Genomic DNA, 15,678 nt, shown 5'->3' with positions numbered 1-15,678 from the left:
TAATTCCATGCATTATTGACTATCCTAGGTATAATGCGCGCACTTCGCCGTATCGGCTGAATTTTTTAAAGAGAGATAGTATGAGTTTTGATGGGTTAGGTTTATCACCAGCTTTAGTAAATGCAGTTTTAGAAAAGGGCTATGAAGCACCAACGCCTATTCAATCACAAGCTATCCCTGCGATCATTGAAGGCCGCGATGTTATGGCCGCAGCGCAAACTGGCACAGGTAAAACAGCAGGTTTTACGCTGCCGTTAATTGAGCGTTTGTCAAAAGGCCCTAAAGCGGGTGGCAACAAAGTACGCGCATTAGTATTGGCACCAACCCGTGAGCTGGCTTTACAAGTAAGCGAAAATGTTGAGCAATACGCTAAACATTCAAATGTTAGCTCATTTGTTGTTTATGGCGGCGTTAAAATTAATCCGCAAATGATGCGCCTTCGTAAAGGTGTTGATATTTTAGTTGCCACACCTGGCCGTTTATTAGACCTACACAATCAAAATGCTGTTAAGTTTGATGATTTAGAAGTGCTGATCCTTGATGAAGCCGACCGTATGCTTGATATGGGCTTTATACATGACATCAAACGTATCATTGCTAAATTACCTGCTAAACGTCAAAACTTGATGTTCTCAGCGACTTTCTCAGATGAAATTCGTGAACTAGCAAAAGGGCTCATTAACGACCCCGTTGAAATTTCAGTCGCGGCAAAAAACACCACAGCTAAAACGGTTGCTCAATCTGTATATGCGGTAGATAAATCACGTAAAACAGCATTACTTAGCCATTTGATCCGTACCAATAATTGGCAACAAGTATTAGTATTTTGCCGTACCAAGCATGGTGCAAACCGTTTAGTTAAGCAGCTTGAACGCGATGATATTGTGGGTGCTGCCATTCACGGTAATAAATCGCAAGGCGCTCGCGTTAAGGCACTCGAAGGTTTTAAATCCGGTGAAGTGCGCGTATTAGTTGCAACCGATATTGTTGCCCGTGGTCTAGATATTGTTGAGCTGCCTCACGTTGTTAACTACGATTTACCAAATATTTATGAAGATTACGTACACCGTATTGGCCGTACAGGCCGAGCGGGTGCATCGGGTCATGCTATATCGTTTGTAACTGCAGATGATGCCGACGATTTGTATGGTATTGAGCGCTTTATTGGTGAGCTTATTCCACGTGCAACAGAAGCAGGCTTTGAGCCAAGCAAACCAGTTGCTGAAAAGCCACTAGATACGCGTCCAATCAAGCCGAAAAAGCCAAAGAAACCGAAAAAGCCAAAAGCACCAGCTCAAGACGGTCAAGGTGCTGCAAAACCCTCACAAAAGCCAAAACCTAAATCGCAAAAGCGACCTTCACAAGGTAAGTGGCAGGGTAAGGGTAAAGAGCAGGGCCAAAACCAAAAAGGCGCTAACAACGGGAATAAATCGAATAACACTAAACCAGCAGGTAATAAACCTGCGGGTAATCGTCAGCGTGTATCGGGACCATCTCGCCCAAGACGTAAACCCGCTGCGGATAGTTAATAACAGTAAAAACAAAAAACGCGCAATTGCGCGTTTTTGTTTTTCTAAGCGATTAAACGAGTTTAATGCAATATAAGGTGGCGACACCAATAAAGAGTGTTACGGTGACACTTAACAAAGTGCCCAGCATGACATATTCAGTGAGTTGTTTTTCGCTACTTTCTTTTAAATCACCAAATCGAAAGATCGACTTGGCCGCTAGCAGAAAGCCCACGCCGCCGTATTCACCTAGCAAAATAAAGCTCAACATTAACACTCGCTCGAGCAAGCCTATAAAATGCCCCGCAGCAGGAATACTGCCTTCATTGTTTATCTGAATATTGATTTTCTCCAGCATCATGCGAATAAACACAGAGCTTGGGTTGAGCACCAATAAATAAGCTGCAATAACAAACAAGGTTTCGAGGGCAATCAGCTTCTGCCACGCTAAGCTATAAAATTCATTCTTATCACTAAGCCAAACGCTCAGCATTACAATCACAACAAGATGTGCCAATTGGTCGAGTAAAAACGGCACTACGCCTTTATTTGAGTATGACTTTGCCAAGTCAATGACATAGTGGCTTAGCATAATCGCACCAGCTGCTAACAATACACGAGAGAACTCTTGCCAGCCGTATGTGTATTCCCACAGTGTGAGTACAGCTAAAGAGGTCACACCATGTGTCAATACGTGCAAATAGAGCTTACTGGCACGAAAGTGACGGTTGTTTCTGTCGTGTACCCAGCTCATTGGCTGCCAATAAAAGTCAGCAAGTAAGTGACCTAGTACTAACGCGGTGAGTAATAGAGCAAAACTGGTCATAACAATCCTTTGAGTGTGGTTTGGCTGTAATTTATAAAGCGCTCGATAAGTTGATAATGGGCTAGGTTGAGTAACTTAGTGACATTCTCTCGGCTAGTATTAAGCTCTTTGGCAAGCTCTGCATGGCTATTGTTCTCGGCGGTTAAATAATAAAACAGGGCATTAGCCTGCTTTTGACTCATTTTTTCAAGCAGGACTTCGACAAGCGCAATATTAAGCGCAAAGCCTTCTTCAAGGGGGTTATTTTCAATATTAAACACTAAGCGTTGCTGGCTCATGTTATCTAAACCACGGCCTGATAAGGTATAAGCACTGCCTGTGGCTGTTTTTATATCGGCGCGTGGGTTGTCGAGTGAGCCAATAGCCAAGCTTTGTCGCAGCTCATAATTGGCTGCCTTCATTTGCAAATACAACAAGATGGCTGCATGACATACAAGCTCAGGCTCTGTTAGCTGTAATTGCAATGCATCGCCACGGTAAATGGTAAAGCTTGCGTTAAAGCGCTTAGCAACAAAGCGTAAGCTTTGATCGAGCTGATAAAGCATGGCGTCGTATTCTTGTTGTGGAATTTTTTGTGATTTAATTAAATCACCGCTGATCACCGCAATCATTATGATCCCTTAGATTAAGTAACTTAATTTAGTTACATCGCGATAAGTAACCAAATTTGGTTACTTTATTTTATGTAACCAATTTAGGTTACTTTTTCGTAAATATCAACCTAGATATGCTACAGTGAACACAAATCACTAAAAACAGAAAAATTATGTCAGTAGTTGATAAGCCAAGAGTCGGTATCTTTGTAGATGTACAAAACATTTATTACACCTGTAGAGAAAGCTACAAGAAAAATTTTGACTACAATGCCTTTTGGGCGCAAATGAGCGAACGCTACCAAATCGATTGCGCCATTGCGTATGCAATTTACCGTGGGGATGAAAAGCAATCGCAGTTTCAAAATATTTTGCGCGCAATTGGCTTTGAGGTAAAACTGAAACCTTTTATTCAGCGCAAAGATGGCAGTGCGAAAGGGGATTGGGATGTTGGCATTACCATTGACATGCTAGAACATGCCAAGCAGCTTGATAAAATGGTATTACTTTCGGGTGATGGTGATTTTGCATTATTACTTGGTCACTTAGCAAATAAGTATCAGCTACCGTGTGATGTCTATGGGGCAGAGCACCTTACCGCTGATGTTTTAAAGCAAGCTGCTGCTGAATTTCATTGTATTGATGATTCACTGCTACTATCAAGGTAAAAAAATATTCCTATAAAAATAAAATGTTTAACTAAAGTATTATTTCGGCTAAGCTAACATTAGCTACACTTGATGATAAATAAAGGAATAGTCACGCACAACGCACTAAATTATGCAAAAAAGCATAAATAAAGGTGTTATAGGACATTGTTGATGTGGTTTCTAATTTTCTTGTCTGTTAAATAAAGCGTTTTAATTCAATAAATTAAAAATAAATATGAAAGTTATACGAATTTTTATAAAAAATATAATGACAACGCTGTCATTTGTTGTGTAACATTAAATCAACAAAGGTTGAGATGATTTCGCATTCTGATAAGAAAAATAATGCGATTTAGACAAAAACTAAACGAAGGCTAGGGGTCGTTAAATGATGGCGAAGAGTGTGAATGAGGACCAATTGTTTATTGGTATCGATGGTGGCGGAACGAAATGTCGAGCAACTATCTACTCTGTTAAACAAGGTGTATTAGGAACTGGCCTAGGTGGTCCTGCAAATCCATTACATGGTTTGGAACGTACTCTCGAATCAATTATGGTCTCAACACAATTAGCACTTCGTGATGCGGGTTTACCGCTTGAAACCGTTCATCAGCTTTATGCCGGCTTAGGTTTAGCAGGCGTAAACCTACCAAGCTTGTACGACAAGATTATGGAATGGGAGCATCCATTTAAACAAATGTTCCTCACCACTGACTTACATACAGCCTGTATCGGCGCCCATGAAGGGAGTGATGGTGCGGTTATCATCACAGGCACTGGCTCTTGTGGTTTTTCTTGTGTAAATGGTCGCACAACTAACTTTGGCGGTCATGGCTTTGCTCTAGGCGATAAAGGCAGTGGTGCCTGGATGGGGCTTGAAGCAATAAAAGCAACCTTGTTAGACCTTGATGGCCTAGGTGAAGTAACAAATCTGACTAAAGTGATCACCGAGCATTTTGCAGCTGACAATGCGATGGCGATTGTTGAGAAAATGTCTGGTCAGCCTTCGAGTAGTTTTGCCAAATTAGCCCGCTATGTATTTGAAGCAGCCAATAACAATGACAAAGTTGCGGTTTCGATTGTTAAAGAGGGTGCTGATTACGTTAGTAAATTAGCTCAGCGTTTATTAGAGAATAACCCGCCACGCTTATCTATGATTGGTGGCTTAGCCGAGCCATTAAATAAGTGGCTTGCAGAGGATATTGCGAAACGCGTTGAATCTCCTATTCAACCACCCGAAATGGGCGCTGTGTATTTTGCTCAGCAATCTGTGCTTGAACAAAACCAAGAGGTAAGTTTGTAATGACGATTTATCATGCAAGTTCATTGTTTACCGGTGACGAATTTTTATCTGATGTGTATTTTAGCGTCGACAATGGTGTGTTTAAGCGTGTTGAAGCAAATGCTAATGCCGTTGCATTAACGGGTTTAGTGGCACCCGGTTTTATTGATGTACAAGTGAATGGCGGTGGCGGGGCGTTTTTTAACGCTGAACAAACGCCAGATTGCTTAGATAGAATAGCCAAAGCACATGGTCAGTTTGGTTCAACAGCGATTATGCCAACCCTGATTACCGACCAAGTCGAAGTCATGGCAAAAGCGGCCGATGCCACTGCACAAGCAATTGCTGAAGGTGTTCCTGGCGTAATGGGTGTGCACTTCGAGGGGCCACACCTTTCATTGCCTAAAAAAGGCACCCACAGCGAGCAATTTATTCGACCTATTACAGAGCAAGAATTTGCAATTTATGCCCGTCAAGACTTAGGCATTAAAATGGTAACCTTAGCGCCTGAAAATGTCAGTGCTGATGATATCGCGCGCTTGGTTGAGTGTGGTGTAAAAGTATCAATTGGCCACACCAATGCAGACTTTGCGACCACCAATGCAGCACTTGCGGCAGGGGCTGATGGTTTTACCCACTTATTTAATGCTATGTCAGCATTTACATCACGAGAGCCGGGTGTTGTAGGTGCTGCACTTTGGGATGATAACAGCTGGTGCGGCTTAATTGTTGATGGTCACCATGTACACCCATCATCAGCAAAATTAGCAATTCGTAGCAAACAGCGCGGAAAAATTATGTTAGTCACAGATGCTATGCCACCTGTAGGGACTGACGATATGGAGTTTGATTTCTTTGATGGTCGTAAAGTTATTCGTACTGGCGATAGATTAAATTCAACGACCGGTGAATTAGCAGGCAGCGTACTTGATATGGCAAGTGCGGTGCGCAACACAGTGAACACATTGGATGTTAGCCTTGCTGAGAGCTTACGTATGGCATCACTTTATCCTGCACAATATTTAGGTTTACATAAAAAAGGTCGCTTACTGAGCGGGTTTGACGCTGACTTTGTGGTGTTAGACGCACAGCAAAATGTACAAGCCACCTTTATTGCTGGAAAAGCGCTATAACAAGCTTCCCTGGTAAAAACCCCGCCGTTGTATCGCGGGGCTTTTTCTATTTAAGGTAATACAATGACAACAACACAACCAACAAGAAAACGTTTGGCATCGCTGGATGCACTGCGCGGCATGGATATGTTTTGGATATTAGGCGGACAGTCACTATTCGCAGCGCTCTTCGTTTTAACTGGCTGGACTGGCTGGAAAGTTTTTGAAGCACACACCGTGCACAGCGTTTGGCATGGCTTCACATTTTACGATCTGATTTTCCCATTGTTTATATTCTTATCGGGTGTGGCGATGGGGTTAGCCCCGAAACGCATTGACCATTTACCGTTTGATGAGCGCAAAGTGTATTACCGTAAGGCGGGTAAACGTCTTTTACTATTGTGTTTATTAGGTATTTTGTATAACCACGGCTGGGGCACAGGGATGCCAATGGCGTTGGATGAAATTCGTTATGCCAGTGTGCTTGGCCGCATCGCTATTGCGTGGTTCTTCTGTGCAATGTTGGTTTGGCATACCAGTTTACGAACACAAATTATTACCGCAGCAGCTATTTTAGTGGGTTATTGGCTACTACTTTGTTTTGTTCCAGTGCCGGGTGGCAGTGCTGGCGACCTTTCAGCAGCAGGAAGTTGGAATGCATGGTTTGATGCACACTTACTACCGGGGATTAGTTATCAAAACCGTGTGGTAGACCCAGAAGGTGTATTGTCGAATATCCCAGCGATAGTTAATGCATTAATGGGTGTGTTTGCAGGTCAACTAGTGGCTCGTGCTCAGCAAATTGGCGAGTGGAAAATGACCGCCTTATTGTTCGCCGCAGGTGTGGTAAGTGTGTGTTTAGGTTGGTTATGGGATTTACAGTTCCCAGTAAATAAAGAGCTTTGGACTAGCTCATTTGTGCTTGTAACCGTTGGCTGGAGTGCCATATTGCTCGCCGTTTTTTATGCACTGGTGGATATTCTGCCAGGGCAACGCGCCGCGTATCCTTTTGTGATCATAGGTGCAAACTCTATTATTATTTACTTAGCGTCAAGTCTTGTGAATTGGGGCTATGTCAGCCAAAGCGTATTTGGTGGGGTGGTTCGAGCTGTGCCAGAGGCATGGCAACCCCTGATGGCGGTAATTGCATTATTAGCAGTACAAATGCTGGTATTGCATTGGATGTATCGCCGTAAGATCTTTGTTAGTGTTTAATAATTATTAGACACTAACAAAAAGAGTAATTTTTTATTCACTTTTACTTTACAAAGATAAAACTAGAAGTGATAATGACAGCGTTGTCATAATGGTTATAGCTACTGCATCGTATCCTGGCAGTGGTTTGATCTAAAACCCAGCTCGATTGCACGTGGGGTTGGGTTTTAGGTCCCATTTTTTTCCAACTTATAATTAGAGCTAATCGATATGCAAATAGTGATTCTTGATGATGCAGCCCAAGTTGCAGCGTATGGTGCCAACATCTTTGCGAAACAATTACTAAAAAAACCAGCCTCAGTACTTGGTCTTGCCACAGGGTCAACACCTGTTGCTTTGTATCAACAACTGATCGAAAAAAATAAAGCTGGCGATATTTCGTTTAGCCAAGCGACAACATTTAACTTAGATGAATACTTAGGTTTAACTGGCGAGCATCCACAAAGTTATCGTTACTTTATGAATGAACAGCTATTTAACCATGTTGATATCGATAAACAAAACACCCATGTACCGCCGGGTGATGCAGTAAACCCGCTTGTTGCTTGTAATGAATATGAGCAAAAAATCACAGCGGCTGGTGGTGTTGACGTACAACTACTTGGTATTGGCCGTAATGGTCATATTGGCTTTAACGAACCTTCATCTGGTTTAACATCACGCACCCGTGTTAAAACACTGACCAAAGCGACAATTGAAGACAATGCGCGATTTTTTGCTGAGGGTGAGTATCAACCGCATTTATCAATCACTATGGGTATTGGCACTATTTTAGAAGCCAAAAAAGTAGTGCTTTTAGCAACCGGTGCAAGTAAAGCTGATGCCGTTCATGCCATGGTAGAAGGCCCGTTAATGGCTAAATGCCCAGCTTCAGCACTGCAACTTCATAAAGATGCGGTGATCATCATTGATAAAGCTGCAGCGAGTCAATTAGAAGATTTAGAGTTCTATCAGCATATTGAAGCTGAGAACCAAAAACTACAAGCGCACCTAGCGACCTTGTAAAATTGTGAGAGAGAATAAAAAAGCCCAGTTTGGGCTTTTTTTATGCCTGTAATAAATTGGGTTTATCATCCGCTTATGGTAGTTTTAGCGAGTAAACTATTTTCAAGGAATGCCATGCTGAATTACTCTCAAATGCCATTGGATCGTGCATCAAATCGTCGTAAAGATCCAAAGTGGTTAAAGGCTCAAATGAATTCTCAGAGTCGCTGGTTATTGGTCAATAACAATCAAAGTTTATTTGTTAAAGACAGTCCTGAAGTGTGTTATTTACGCTTATCTCAAGTGGATCATCTCGACTTATCAAAAAGCATTTTATTGGGTTTAGACGACGATGGTGTGGCTCATTTTGCTTTAGACGTCAGCCATGTTCCAGACTCACTTATTGAGCCTATGCTTAATGGCGCTGAATTTGTAGATATTCGCAAGTTAGGCCCACAAGTTGAGTTAAAACAAGGTTCGATTGCCGCACTGGCAAGGGGCTTGTGTTTTTGGCACGCAACGCACCGGTTTTGTGGCCGTTGTGGTCATGAAAATAATATGGTTGAAGCTGGGCATTCACGATTATGTGAGAACCAAACTTGCCAGCATCAAACCTTTCCGCGAACCGATCCTGCGGTGATTATGATAGTTACTAAAACCTTTTCAGATGGGGTTGAGCGCTGCTTGTTAGGCCGTCAAGCAAGCTGGCCTGAAGGTGTTTTTTCAACTCTTGCTGGTTTTGTAGACCCAGGTGAAACACTAGAGCAGGCCGTTGCCCGCGAAGTTATGGAAGAAGCCGGTGTTGCGGTGACAGATATTCAATATATCGCTTCACAGCCTTGGCCATTTCCATCATCAATTATGTTTGGCTTTATGGCCACAGCGGTTTCAGAAGATATTCAGGTAGATAAAGACGAGTTAGACGATGCAAGATGGTTTAGCCGTGCTGAACTTAATGAATTCGGCCAATGGCATGAGCAGGGCAGTCATCTTAAACTAACCCGACAAGATTCTATTTCTCGATTTTTGGTTGAGCACTGGCGCAACCTGTAAAGCACAGCTTGGACAAATTATGACAAAGACAAAAAAAAATACCCAAATCGTCTCTGCAGGGCGTAAAAAAGCGTACACACAAGGGGTTGTGAACCCTGTGGTGCAACGTGCATCAACGGTAGTATTCGATTCAGTGGCTGATTTAAAAGCAGCGGCGAAGAAGCGAGGCGACAAAACGTTATTTTATGGCCGTCGCGGTACGACGACACACTTTGCTTTGCAAGAAGCCATTGCTGAACTTGAAGGTGGCGAAGGCTGTGCGCTATATCCATCAGGTGCGGCTGCAATAAGCAATGCGCTACTCTCGTTTGTGAAAGCGGGCGATCATATTTTAATGGTGGATACCGCTTACGAGCCGACCCGTGATTTTTGCGACAAAATACTGGCTGGATTAGGAATTGAAACAACTTATTACCCGCCGGGAATTGGTGCAGGGATTAGTGAGCTTATTAAAGGTAACACTCGCGTATTGTTTTTAGAATCACCTGGCTCAATCACCATGGAAGTGCAAGATGTGCCAGCCATGGTTGCAAAGGCAAATGAGCGCGGTGTAATGACCATGCTAGATAACACCTGGGGGAATGGTCTGCATTTTAGACCGCTTGAGCATGGCGTAGATATTAGTATTCAAGCAGCGACAAAATATATCGTTGGTCACTCAGATGTGATGATGGGGGTGGCGGTTGCCAATAAAAAGTATTGGCCAACCCTTCGCGAAAATTCATACCTACTTGGGCAATGTACCTCTGCTGATGATGCTTATTTAGCGCTACGTGGTCTGCGTACTATGGCTGTGCGTTTAAAACAGCATGAACAAGCCGCCATCGAAGTAGCTAAATGGCTTGAAACACACCCATTGGTTGATCATATTCGCCATCCTGCTTTTGCAACGTGCCCGGGTCATGAGTTCTTTAAGCGAGACTTTGATGGCAGTAACGGCTTATTTTCATTTGTAATGAAGCAGGGAAATCAACAAGCGATTGATGCGTTTTTAGATAGCTTGCACCATTTTAAAATGGGCTTTTCTTGGGGTGGTTATGAGAGTTTAGTCACAGCAAACCTGAGCATGAAAGGGCTTCGCTCTGAAACAGGTTGGTCGCAAGGTCCGGTAATAAGGCTACACATTGGTCTTGAAGATGTGGCTGATTTATTAGCCGACCTTGACCAAGCGCTTGCAGTGTACGAAAGCCACCTCTAGGTTAAAAGTTTATACTTTGTTACATAAGACCTGCTTGTCGGGTCTTTTTTTTCTGGTAATTCAAGCTGTTTCAACTTAGTGTAATTCTAATAATAAAATTCATTAAGGATTATGAGTGACGCAGTTACATCCTAAACGTCTTGCACAAATTGCCCAATTTGAGCTAGTACGACTATTTCTAACCAAACGTGGTTTGTTGGCGGTTGCCGCTTTTGCCATTTGTTGGCTACTTATTTTACGCTATCCCATTGCCCAATCTGTGACCTTGATTAGCTCACCTGATTTTGCCGACTTTGCAAGACAAGCATTTGGCGCCATTGGCATCAGTAAATTACTTGATTGGCCTGAATCTGAACTTGCTGTTTATTGGCTGATTGCTTTATTTAGTTTCCCAAGCTTCTGTTTGTTTTTATGTAGTGACCAAACAGTGGGCGATAGACAGCGAGGTACGTTACGCTTTTTATCACTTAGAGCGACTCGTTCAGAAATTATTATTGGCCGCTTTTTAGGGCAGCTACTCATTTTAGCAGCATTGTTGTTTGTTACCTTGTTGGCAACGGTTGCAATGCTTGGCTATCGTGAGCCAAGTTTGCTGCTTTCTGGCTTATCGCGAAGCTTTATGTTGTTATTTTATTTGCTTGTTGCGGTTATGCCATTTATTGCGTTGATGAGCTTTTTGAATACATTTGCCCGTTCATCGCGCCTTGCATTTGTATTGGCTATTTTGTTCTTTGCTGGCGGTAATATTGTGATTGGCTTACTAACATGGCAATGGCCTGCATTTGAGGTTTTAAATTACATATTTCCGGGCTATCAACTTGATTTAATGGCAGGTCAGCGTGCTGGTGTCACATTGGCTCTTGGTTTACCAGTTTTACAAACGGCTGTGCTACTGGTTGCTGGTGAACGAATTTTTGCGAGGAGCTCATTATGACCGTTTTAATTCAAGCACAAGGCTTGTCAAAAAACTACGGGGCTAAACGAGCGCTCGATAACGTTAGCTTTGAGATAAACAAAGGGGCACCGGTAGCGCTAGTTGGTCCTAATGGTGCGGGTAAAACAACGTTATTCAGTTTGTTATGTGGCTATAAATTACCAAGCTCAGGAAAGCTATCGGTTATGGGGCATACCCCAGGCAGTGCGGCGTTATTTGGCAAGCTAACCGCGTTACCGCAAGATGCTCAGCTTGATCCTCGTTTTAGTATTGCGCATCAACTTAACTTTTATGGTCAATTACAAGGGCTCAGTGGTGCGGTTCGTAAAAAAGAAACGGCTCGTGTTTTAGAGCTCGTTGGTTTGTCAGAAGTAGCTAAGCAGCGACCGGATGACCTTTCTCATGGTATGCGTAAGCGAGTGACGATTGCACAGGCATTAATTGGTTCACCTGAAATAGTGATGCTTGATGAAGCAACTGCAGGCCTTGATCCAATTCATGCTCGTGAGGTAAGGGAGCTGGTAAGCTCTTTAAGTAACGAGGCAACATTTATTTTAAGCTCCCATGACTTAACTGAGCTTGAGCGTTTATGCTCACAAGTTTTACACCTCGATAAAGGGGTATTAAGTGAGCATCAAGCCCGTTCTAGCACACAAGATAACAAACACTTTATTACGCTACAGTTGAATCAACAATATGATGATGTAGAAGCAAAGCTTGCAGGCCTTGCCCATGTACATCATGTTTATATGAGCCAAGCAAAAGAATATGTGATCGAGTTTGAGAAAACAGCTGAGCCTTTTGATATCAATCTTCTACACTTTTGTTATCAACAAGGTTGGCAGTATCGTCAACTGGTGAATGGTCACACACTCGAAAACCAAATTTTTCATAAGGAGAGCTAGTTATGGGTCTATTAAGTGGATTAATGGGTAACGCAAGTGAAGTCGATAACGATGATTTAGAAGAGCTGCTTGCTAATACCCTGATTGATGGTGAAACAGTACAAAAAGCCTATAAAGTCATTCGTGATATGTTCATCTTTACCAATAAAAGATTAATTATTATTGATAAACAAGGCGTTACTGGTTCTAAAGTTGAAATGCTGAGTATTGCTTACTCAAAAATTACTAAGTTTAGTAAAGAGAGTGCTGGGCATTTTGACCTTGATGCTGAACTAAAAATTTGGGTTGGTTCAGATCCAACGCCAATCAGTAAAGACTTTAAAGCAGGAGATAACATTAATGAGGTTTATAGAATTATAAGCGAGTTTGCTTTATAAGGTACTGACAAGCTTTATTTTTTCACTAAAAGTTGGTTTAGAGACGCAAGTTTCGGCCAACTTTTTCTTTACATTTGCCGACACTTTATTACAATTAATCAAGTAAAAACAAATGCTTAGTTAAGTTTCCATTCAGTTTTCTCACGTTAGCATGTGCCCAACTTAGCCATCAGGCTAGTTTTCAACAGCAATGAAACAATGTTAATAGGGAAATCTGTTTATGAAAAAGTTAGCAGTTATTATTTCGAGTATGCTTCTGTCAACTGCCGCGACTGCTGCGGATAGTTACCAATCAATCAGCCATTTAGGATACATGGACACCGATGGCAACGACACAGTAAGTGTTGATTCAACGTATTACTTCGCGCCAAAGAAAACAATGGGTCCATACGACCAGTTTGAATACATCAACAGAACAACCAACGTGTTTGGTTCGTACGCAGATGATGACTTTGGTGATGTAACTAACATCGGTGGTGAATACTTCGTACAAGATTTTGTATTTGGTGCGGGTTACAGCAACTACGATTACGGTTCAGATACTGATTTATTCAATGTGTCTGCAGGTTACTTCTTTAATCCTAACCTTCTTCTTAAAGCGACATTTATCGACGTAGAAGACGGTGATAACACTGTAATGTTCGACCTTAAATACAATCACCAGCTTAACAGCACTGATTACTTAGGTTTCACATTCACAGCAGACGATGAGTTTGATTACCGTGCAGTAAATGCAAAATACTTCATGGATCTTCAACAAGGTAACTACCTAACAATTGAAGGTACAATCTCAGATACAGACGATAGCGGTAGCTCTTGGGAACTAGGTTCTAACTACTACTTCTCTAAAGCAACGTCAGCATTTGTAACGTTTAATAAAGAAGATGACTACAGCTTTGGTGCACAGCACTTCTTTAACAAAAACATTGGTTTAAAAGCAGGTTATGCAAACAACTGGGATGACTCAGACTACGATGCATACTTTGCAAACGTAAGCTTACAGTTTTAATCATTAATTTGATGATATAAAAAAGCCCGCATTATGCGGGCTTTTTCGTTTTTATCATTACCAACCGCACTGGCGGCCTTCATTTTGCTCATCAAGGTATTTTTGTAACGGTGCAAAGTAATCTAAGATTGCTGTTGCATCCATTTCTTCTTTACCAGTGATAGTAGCAAGAGCTTCTTGCCATGGGCGGCTTGAGCCCATTTCTAACATAGCATTTAGTTTTTCACCTGCCTCAGCAGAGTTGTATACAGAACAACGGTGAATTGCTTCTTCGTTACCGGCAATTTCACATAAACTTCTGTGGAAGTCGAATTGTAAAATGTGCGCTAGGAAATAACGTGTGTAAGGCGTGTTGCCTGGTACATGATACTTAGCACCTGGATCGAAGTCTGCTTCGCTACGTGCGATAGGCGCTTGTACACCTTGGTATTTTTCACGTAATTCCCACCACGCTTTGTTGTAGTTCTCAGGTGTTACTTCACCCGAGAAAACTTTCCAGCGCCATTGGTCTACTAATAAACCAAATGGAATAAATGCTACTTTGTCTAATGCCATTTTCATTAATAGGCCAATATCTTTAGATTCATCAGGTACTTCGTCTAATAAACCAATTTCTTTTAAATAACCTGGCGTTACAGAAAGAGCAATGGTGTCACCAATCGCTTCGTGGAAACCATCGTTCGCACTTTCTTGATAATAAATAGGCTGCGTGTTGTACGCGCGTTGATAGAAGTTATGGCCTAACTCATGGTGAATAACAGAGAATTCTTCACCTGTGCGTTGAATACACATCTTAATACGTAGGTCGTCTTTGCTATCAATATTCCAAGCTGACGCATGGCACTGTACGTCACGATCTTGAGGTTTAGTGAATAGTGAGCGCTCATAGAAGGTATCTGGCAATGGCGCAAAACCCATTGAGGTGAAGAACTTCTCAGCGCCACGTACCATTTTAAGTTCGTCGTAATCGTGCTCAGCTAATAGTTCTGTTACGTCATAACCAGGATCGGCATTTTCTGGTGCAACAACATCGTAAATGTTACCCCACGTTTGTGCCCACATATTTCCTAGTAGGTGTGCAGGGATAGGCTGGTCTTGTGGTACTTTATCTTCGCCATATTTTTCACCTAGCTTGGCACGAACATGACAATGTAATGAATCATAAAGCGGTTTAACTTGGCCCCAAATACGGTCGAGTTCTTTTGCAAAATCATCGGCTGGCATGTCGTATTTACTACGCCACATAGCACCTGTATCTGCATAACCTAGCTCTTTTGCACCTTCATTGGTGAGGGCAACTTGTTGCTCATAAAGCGGGCGCATAGGTTTTGAAACTTGACGCCAACCTTGCCATAAATCAAGCAATTCATTGTAATCACGGCTCGTTGCCATTTTTGCGGTCATGTCGCCAAGGCTTAAACAGCTACCATCTTCTTTACAGTATTTACCTTTACCATAAATACCCCCTAGCTCAGCCACTAATTGTGAGAGCTTAGCTGTTTTTTCAGCATCTTGTGGTGCAGGTAAGGTAAGCGCTAGTTTAAGTTTATCGAGTTTACGACGCGCATCGTAATCTAGCTCTAAACTATCGAATTTTGCAGCTTCATTAGCAAGGCGAACAACGGCTTCGGTCATCTTGCGATTTACTTCAGCAGATAGTTCCGCAGTATCATGGGTAATGAAGTTGGCATAAATCCATTCAGCACGGCTTGCTTCTAAATAAAGCGCGCTTAATTCTTTTTCAGTAGCGGCGATAAATTTATCGGCATCTTGTGCGGTAACTTGGCTTGTTTTGACTTCAGCAGTCGTTGTTTTATTGCTCGCAGTGTCATCATTACAGCCAGTAAGTGCTAGTGCACTTGCGACCATAAGCGCGCTGATGCTGAGCTTAAATGGAGTCTTTTTCATAACGTTCCCTAGAAGTTTATTGTTATTTATTGCCCATGCATAATAGCAGTGTCTTAGTAAACAACAAACTGCCTAGTTGAAAACAACCTAAGTAAGAGCTGCTTACGTTGTATTTATGGCACGA

15 protein-coding genes are annotated in these 15,678 nt (G+C 42.2%); 12 read left to right on the top strand and 3 right to left on the bottom strand.

Annotated elements, in window-relative coordinates; genetic code table 11:
• Positions 1-80: 80 nt before the first annotated feature.
• The gene (locus tag AOG26_RS06605; RefSeq protein ID WP_054561762.1) at positions 81-1,529 is read left to right on the top strand and encodes a DEAD/DEAH box helicase; all 1,449 of its coding nucleotides are present in this window, start codon (positions 81-83) and stop codon (positions 1,527-1,529) included.
• 52 nt (positions 1,530-1,581) lie between these two features.
• Here AOG26_RS06605 and AOG26_RS06600 read toward each other — a convergent pair whose 3' ends face one another.
• Both AOG26_RS06600 and AOG26_RS06595 read right to left on the bottom strand, forming a co-directional pair.
• Entirely contained in the window at positions 1,582-2,334 is a 753-nt protein-coding gene (locus AOG26_RS06600) for a DUF3307 domain-containing protein (protein WP_054561761.1), read from the bottom strand.
• Positions 2,331-2,945: a hypothetical protein gene (locus tag AOG26_RS06595; protein ID WP_054561760.1), complete on the bottom strand. Its 615-nt coding sequence runs from the start codon at positions 2,943-2,945 to the stop codon at positions 2,331-2,333. The genes AOG26_RS06600 and AOG26_RS06595 overlap by 4 nt, the downstream gene beginning before the upstream one ends.
• 155 nt (positions 2,946-3,100) lie before the next feature.
• Between AOG26_RS06595 and AOG26_RS06590 the strand changes: the two genes are divergently transcribed.
• The 11 genes from AOG26_RS06590 to AOG26_RS06540 all read left to right on the top strand — a co-directional run bounded on the left by AOG26_RS06590 (position 3,101) and on the right by AOG26_RS06540 (position 13,646).
• Positions 3,101-3,595 carry a LabA-like NYN domain-containing protein gene (locus AOG26_RS06590; protein WP_054561759.1) on the top strand — a complete coding sequence of 165 codons (495 nt, stop codon included), beginning with the start codon at positions 3,101-3,103 and terminating at the stop codon, positions 3,593-3,595.
• Between the two features lie 370 nt (positions 3,596-3,965).
• On the top strand, positions 3,966-4,880 hold the full coding sequence (nagK, locus tag AOG26_RS06585) for an N-acetylglucosamine kinase (protein WP_054561758.1): 915 nt from the start codon (positions 3,966-3,968) through the stop codon (positions 4,878-4,880).
• On the top strand, positions 4,880-5,992 hold the full coding sequence (nagA, locus tag AOG26_RS06580; RefSeq protein ID WP_054561757.1) for an N-acetylglucosamine-6-phosphate deacetylase: 1,113 nt from the start codon (positions 4,880-4,882) through the stop codon (positions 5,990-5,992). The genes nagK and nagA overlap by 1 nt, the downstream gene beginning before the upstream one ends.
• 63 nt (positions 5,993-6,055) lie before the next feature.
• Positions 6,056-7,186, top strand: coding sequence for a transmembrane glucosamine N-acetyltransferase NagX (gene nagX, locus AOG26_RS06575; RefSeq protein WP_054561756.1), 1,131 nt, complete (start codon positions 6,056-6,058; stop codon positions 7,184-7,186).
• A 210-nt stretch (positions 7,187-7,396) separates the two neighbouring features.
• The gene (nagB, locus tag AOG26_RS06570; protein WP_054561755.1) at positions 7,397-8,191 is read left to right on the top strand and encodes a glucosamine-6-phosphate deaminase; all 795 of its coding nucleotides are present in this window, start codon (positions 7,397-7,399) and stop codon (positions 8,189-8,191) included.
• Positions 8,192-8,305: 114 nt separating this feature from the next.
• Positions 8,306-9,223, top strand: coding sequence for an NAD(+) diphosphatase (nudC, locus tag AOG26_RS06565; protein WP_054561754.1), 918 nt, complete (start codon positions 8,306-8,308; stop codon positions 9,221-9,223).
• 19 nt (positions 9,224-9,242) lie between these two features.
• Positions 9,243-10,421: a cystathionine beta-lyase gene (locus AOG26_RS06560; protein ID WP_054561753.1), complete on the top strand. Its 1,179-nt coding sequence runs from the start codon at positions 9,243-9,245 to the stop codon at positions 10,419-10,421.
• Positions 10,422-10,536: 115 nt separating this feature from the next.
• On the top strand, positions 10,537-11,355 hold the full coding sequence (locus AOG26_RS06555; protein ID WP_054561752.1) for an ABC transporter permease: 819 nt from the start codon (positions 10,537-10,539) through the stop codon (positions 11,353-11,355).
• Complete coding sequence (locus AOG26_RS06550) at positions 11,352-12,260, top strand: ABC transporter ATP-binding protein (RefSeq protein ID WP_054561751.1); 909 nt, start codon at positions 11,352-11,354, stop codon at positions 12,258-12,260. Before AOG26_RS06555 ends, AOG26_RS06550 begins: the two co-directional genes overlap by 4 nt.
• 2 nt (positions 12,261-12,262) lie before the next feature.
• Positions 12,263-12,637: a PH domain-containing protein gene (locus tag AOG26_RS06545; protein ID WP_054561750.1), complete on the top strand. Its 375-nt coding sequence runs from the start codon at positions 12,263-12,265 to the stop codon at positions 12,635-12,637.
• 220 nt (positions 12,638-12,857) lie between these two features.
• A complete protein-coding gene (locus tag AOG26_RS06540; protein ID WP_054561749.1) occupies positions 12,858-13,646 on the top strand; it encodes a putative porin in 789 nt (262 codons plus the stop codon).
• A 57-nt stretch (positions 13,647-13,703) separates the two neighbouring features.
• On the opposite strand, the gene AOG26_RS06535 is transcribed toward AOG26_RS06540, so the two are convergent.
• Positions 13,704-15,554, bottom strand: a complete 1,851-nt coding sequence (locus AOG26_RS06535) for a M2 family metallopeptidase (RefSeq protein WP_054561748.1) — start codon at positions 15,552-15,554, stop codon at positions 13,704-13,706.
• Positions 15,555-15,678 lie beyond the last annotated feature (124 nt).

Origin of the sequence: Pseudoalteromonas sp. UCD-33C (assembly GCF_001306895.1) — a bacterium.
Lineage (GTDB): Bacteria > Pseudomonadota > Gammaproteobacteria > Enterobacterales > Alteromonadaceae > Pseudoalteromonas.
The sequence above is the reverse complement of the archived record's forward strand: the minus strand, read 5'-3'. Positions and strand labels throughout refer to the sequence as shown.

What these genes read in the sequence shown, in the direction of transcription:
- AOG26_RS06595 (WP_054561760.1), bottom strand. Translation starts at nt 2,945, where the DNA reads ATGATTGCGGTGATCAGCGGTGATTTAATTAAATCACAAAAAATTCCA.
- AOG26_RS06600 (WP_054561761.1), bottom strand. Translation starts at nt 2,334, where the DNA reads ATGACCAGTTTTGCTCTATTACTCACCGCGTTAGTACTAGGTCACTTA.
- AOG26_RS06540 (WP_054561749.1), top strand. Translation starts at nt 12,858, where the DNA reads ATGAAAAAGTTAGCAGTTATTATTTCGAGTATGCTTCTGTCAACTGCC.
- nudC (WP_054561754.1), top strand. Translation starts at nt 8,306, where the DNA reads ATGCTGAATTACTCTCAAATGCCATTGGATCGTGCATCAAATCGTCGT.
- AOG26_RS06545 (WP_054561750.1), top strand. Translation starts at nt 12,263, where the DNA reads ATGGGTCTATTAAGTGGATTAATGGGTAACGCAAGTGAAGTCGATAAC.
- nagB (WP_054561755.1), top strand. Translation starts at nt 7,397, where the DNA reads ATGCAAATAGTGATTCTTGATGATGCAGCCCAAGTTGCAGCGTATGGT.
- AOG26_RS06560 (WP_054561753.1), top strand. Translation starts at nt 9,243, where the DNA reads ATGACAAAGACAAAAAAAAATACCCAAATCGTCTCTGCAGGGCGTAAA.
- nagA (WP_054561757.1), top strand. Translation starts at nt 4,880, where the DNA reads ATGACGATTTATCATGCAAGTTCATTGTTTACCGGTGACGAATTTTTA.
- AOG26_RS06590 (WP_054561759.1), top strand. Translation starts at nt 3,101, where the DNA reads ATGTCAGTAGTTGATAAGCCAAGAGTCGGTATCTTTGTAGATGTACAA.
- AOG26_RS06535 (WP_054561748.1), bottom strand. Translation starts at nt 15,554, where the DNA reads ATGAAAAAGACTCCATTTAAGCTCAGCATCAGCGCGCTTATGGTCGCA.
- nagK (WP_054561758.1), top strand. Translation starts at nt 3,966, where the DNA reads ATGATGGCGAAGAGTGTGAATGAGGACCAATTGTTTATTGGTATCGAT.
- nagX (WP_054561756.1), top strand. Translation starts at nt 6,056, where the DNA reads ATGACAACAACACAACCAACAAGAAAACGTTTGGCATCGCTGGATGCA.
- AOG26_RS06605 (WP_054561762.1), top strand. Translation starts at nt 81, where the DNA reads ATGAGTTTTGATGGGTTAGGTTTATCACCAGCTTTAGTAAATGCAGTT.
- AOG26_RS06550 (WP_054561751.1), top strand. Translation starts at nt 11,352, where the DNA reads ATGACCGTTTTAATTCAAGCACAAGGCTTGTCAAAAAACTACGGGGCT.